This window comes from Mesorhizobium sp. M7A.F.Ca.CA.004.12.1.1 (genome assembly GCF_003997835.1).
Taxonomy (GTDB): domain Bacteria; phylum Pseudomonadota; class Alphaproteobacteria; order Rhizobiales; family Rhizobiaceae; genus Mesorhizobium.
Genome location: NZ_RZRK01000568.1, coordinates 1 through 4,031, shown reverse-complemented (window position 1 = coordinate 4,031; position 4,031 = coordinate 1). Strand labels below are relative to the sequence as shown.

Genomic DNA, 4,031 nt, shown 5'->3' with positions numbered 1-4,031 from the left:
GAGACAGCCATGGTGAAGCCTTCGGCAAGGTAGCGGTCGGCATCGGCCTTCGCCGGCGCCAGGATGCCGCTTGCCTTGCCTGCCGCCGTTGCGGCCTGGCGCACGGACGAGATTGCCTCCTGGACATGTGCCGCGCCGGGATTGCCCATCGCGCCCATATTGGTGGAAAGATCGCCGGGACCGACGAAGAGAACGTCGACCCCGTCGACCCCCGCGATCTCGGCGGCATTCGCCACGCCCAATTCATCCTCGATCTGCACGGCGAGAAGCTGCTGCTCGCGCGCCTTGGCGTGGTAGCCGGCGATGCGGCCGAAGCCATTGGCGCGGTGACCGACCGAGAAGCCGCGAAATCCGCCGGGCGCATAGCTCATGGCCGCGACGATGGCGCGGGCCTGATCGGCGGTTCGTACATTGGGGATCATCAGGCTGCGTGCGCCGATATCCAGCGCCTGCTTGATCAGATTGGGATCGTCGGAGGGCAGCCTGACGACAGCCTCGCTGTCGAAGCCGCCCATCACCTGAAGCTGCGCCATGATGCTGCGCAGATGGTTGGGGCTGTGCTCGCCGTCGATCAGAACCCAATCGGCTCCGGAGCCGGCGACGATCTCCGTGGTGAGCGCCGAAGCCAGCGAGCACCAGATGCCGATGTGAGCCCGGCCAGCCGCGGTGGCGGCTTTCAGCGTGTTGAGGCGTTCTTGCATCTTGCGATCGTCTCCAATCATTTGGTTGAAATTTGTATGATGTCCTATATCATATGGCTACAAAACGCTGCAAGATGCGATGTAGGGACTTTCGAATGGGAGCTGGAGAATGAGGATCGGGTTCATCGGGCTTGGCGTCATGGGAGCACCGATGGCGCGCCACCTGGCCGATGCCGGGCATGAGATCGTCACCGTTCTCAATCGCTCCCCTCTACCGCAGGGCCTGACCGCATCGGTCGTCGCGTCCGCCGCCGAAGTGGCACGGCGGTCCGAGATCGTCGTCACCATGCTGCCCGACACGCCTGACGTCGAACGCGTCCTGTTGGGCGAGGACGGCGTCCTGGAAGGACTGTCAGCCGGCAAGCTGGTCATCGACATGAGCTCGATCAGCCCCATCGCCACGGCGGCGTTCGCGGCGAAACTGCGAGAGAAGGGAGCCGGCTACCTCGACGCCCCGGTCTCGGGCGGCGAGGTCGGCGCCAAGGCGGCAAGCCTCACCATCATGGTCGGCGGCCCGGCCGCCGAGTTCGAGCGGGCGCTGCCGATCTTTGAGACACTCGGCAAGAACGTCACTTTGATCGGCGAGCAGAATGGCGCCGGGCAGACCTGCAAGATCGCCAACCAGATCATCGTCGCGCTCAACATCGAGGCCGTGGCCGAAGCGCTTGTCTTCGCCAGCAAGGCCGGGTGCGACCCGGCGAAGGTTCGCGGCGCCCTGATGGGTGGCTTCGCCGCTTCCCGCGTCCTGGAAGTGCATGGCCAGCGCATGATCGACCGGACCTTCGCCCCAGGCTTTCGCATCAAGCTCCACCAGAAGGATCTCAACCTGGCGCTTGACAGTGCCCGCGCCCTTGGCGTGGCGCTGCCGAACACCGCCATGGCGCAGCAACTGATGAATGCCTGTTCGGCCCATCCAGGTGGCGCCGAGGCCGATCACTCGTCTCTCGTCCGGGCGCTGGAGATCCTCAGCGGCCACGAACTGTCAAAAGAAAAGGAGTAAAAACCGATGCGCGGAACCGGCAAGGCCGAGATCTTCGTGATGCTGGCCCATCCCGTGGCCCACGCCAAGAGCCCCGGCATATTCAACGAGATCTTCGAGCAGAAGGGCCTCGACAGCCTCATGGTGCCCTTGAGCTGCCGCCCGGAGGATTTTGAGACCTTCTGGGCCGGCATCACGGCAGCCGAGAATATCAGGGGCGTGATCATCTCGGTGCCGTACAAGGTTGCGGTCTACCACAAATGCTCCGCCGCGCATGACCGCGCCGCGCGGGTGGAAAGCGCCAACTCGGTGCGACGGCTGCCGGATGGCAGCTGGTATGCCGACAATTTCGACGGCGTCGGCTTCATCGATGCGCTCAAGGCGAACGGGCATCAGATCGCCGGCCGCCGCATTCTTCAAGTCGGTGCCGGTGGCGCCGGTGCTTCGCTCGCCTATTGTCTCGCGGAAGCCGGCGCCGACGAAATCCGCCTTACCGACATCGATACGGCGCGCGCCGGGAAACTGGCGGCGCTGGTTGGCCGCGCGTTCCCGAAATGCCGCATCCAGGTCGGAGAGGCCGAGCCTTCCGGCATGCATATGGCGATCAACGCCACGCCTGTCGGCATGCATGCCGGCGATCCGCTGCCGCTTGACGTCAGCCGGCTGACCCCGGATATGACGGTCGTGGACATCATCATGGAGCCTGCGGAAACCGCTCTGCTGCGGGCGGCCAAGGGGATCGGCTGCCGCGTTCAACCGGGACGCCCGATGATGGATTTCCAGGTCCGGGCGATGTCCGAATTCTTCGACATCGAAGGCAAGGACCGCGGCCATGGCTGAGACACCGACTGCCGTCGTCATCGGCGGCACCTCCGGCATCGGACGCGCTATCGCGCAGCGCTTCGCAGAAGACGGTTATCATGTGGTCGTCTCCGGCCGGGATGCGACGAGGGGCAATGAGGCGGCCGGCTCCTGCCAGGCGGCGGGCGCGCCGCGTGCGCTGTTTGTCCAGACAGATGTCGCAGATAGCGGCTCAGTCGAGGCTCTGGCACGGATTGTCAGCGACGGGTTCGGCACGCCTCACGTCGTCGTCAACTGCGCCGGCATCTTGCAGAGCGGCAAGTACGTCCTTGATCAGGATCTGGACGAGGACGAGAAGATGTGGCGGGTGAATTATCGCGGCACGCTGTTGGGGTGCCAGGTGTTTGGCCGGCTGATGTCGGCCGCCCGGCGAGGCGCGATCCTGAATGTCGGCTCGCTCGCCTCTTTCGCGCCGCTGTCGCTGCCCGCCTACACGCCGGGAAAGCATGCGGTCCTGGCCCTGACCCAGATCCTCGCCGCCGAACTCGGCCCGCATGGCGTTCGCGTCAATGCGGTCGCGCCCGGCTATACACTTTCCGATGGTCTGAAGACCAAGATCGCCAGGGGTGAACGCAACCCCGAAGCCATACAGGCCACCACGGCGCTGCGACGCTTCGTCGAGCCGCGCGACGTCGCCGAGGCGGCATTGTTCCTCTGCTCGGAGCGCGCCGCTTCGATTACCGGCGTCACCTTGCCGGTCGACGCCGGCTGGCTGGTTCAGGCGCCTTACGCACAATATCTGCAGGGAAATCCCATCCGGCAAACGCCGGCTATCTGACAAGGATAATCCAGTGATCAATATCTCGCCAGTGAGCGACATCCAGCGCTTCGACTTCGATACCCGCATACACCATGGCGTCATCCATAACGGCACGCTCTACCTCACCGGCCAGGTCGCGAGGCCCGGCCAGTCCGCGGCCGACCAGATGCGCGAGGTGCTCGGCAAGATCGATGCGCTGCTTGGCAAGGCGGGCACGGACAAGACCCGCATCCTTCATGTGCAGATGTGGCTGGACGACATCAGGGATTTCGACGAGGTCAATGCGGTGTGGGACGCCTGGATGCCCGGGGAGCACGCACCGGCGCGCTCATCGGGCGAAGGACGGATGGCGAAGCCCGGAATGCTGGTCGAGCTGATCGTCACCGCGGCGGTTTGAATGGTCCTGCCGGTTCGGGCATCATCCCGAATCTGGCGAGAGGGAGACTGATGACGAAGCGCAAGCCGCTTTCCACCGTCGTGGCGGAGAGCCTGTCCGAGAAGATCCGCTCCGGACAGCTGCTGCCCGGCGCGCAATTGCCGACTGAGGCGGAGCTTTGCGCCGAGTACGATGTCAGCCGCACCGTGGTGCGGGAAGCTGTGGCGCGACTGCGTTCCGAAGGCCTGGTGGTGCCGCAGCAGGGGCGCGGCATGTTCGTCAGCGAGACGCCGGCGCCGCGCAACTTCTCGATACCGGACGAAGCGCTCAGGACCTTGCCGGAAACCATTGCGC

Annotated in this window: 6 protein-coding genes; 5 read left to right on the top strand and 1 reads right to left on the bottom strand. The window is 65.0% G+C overall.

Going from position 1 to position 4,031, the window contains the following annotated elements:
- Positions 1 to 701 (bottom strand): aldolase/citrate lyase family protein (locus tag EN984_RS25190; protein WP_127384022.1); only part of this gene is annotated, 701 nt, incomplete at its 3' end.
- A 109-nt stretch (positions 702 to 810) separates the two neighbouring features.
- Between EN984_RS25190 and EN984_RS25185 the strand changes: the two genes are divergently transcribed.
- The 5 genes from EN984_RS25185 to EN984_RS25165 form a co-directional block, all read left to right on the top strand.
- Entirely contained in the window at positions 811 to 1,701 is an 891-nt protein-coding gene (locus EN984_RS25185) for a 2-hydroxy-3-oxopropionate reductase (protein WP_127268821.1), read from the top strand.
- Positions 1,702 to 1,707: 6 nt separating this feature from the next.
- On the top strand, positions 1,708 to 2,520 hold the full coding sequence (locus EN984_RS25180) for a shikimate dehydrogenase (protein ID WP_127268820.1): 813 nt from the start codon (positions 1,708 to 1,710) through the stop codon (positions 2,518 to 2,520).
- Positions 2,513 to 3,319: an SDR family oxidoreductase gene (locus EN984_RS25175; protein ID WP_127268819.1), complete on the top strand. Its 807-nt coding sequence runs from the start codon at positions 2,513 to 2,515 to the stop codon at positions 3,317 to 3,319. Before EN984_RS25180 ends, EN984_RS25175 begins: the two co-directional genes overlap by 8 nt.
- A 31-nt stretch (positions 3,320 to 3,350) precedes the next feature.
- Positions 3,351 to 3,698 (top strand): RidA family protein, encoded by a 348-nt coding sequence (locus EN984_RS25170; protein ID WP_023810158.1) that lies wholly within the window; start codon positions 3,351 to 3,353, stop codon positions 3,696 to 3,698.
- 50 nt (positions 3,699 to 3,748) lie between these two features.
- On the top strand, positions 3,749 to 4,031 hold a 283-nt coding region (locus EN984_RS25165), incomplete at its 3' end, for a winged helix-turn-helix domain-containing protein (protein ID WP_164765631.1).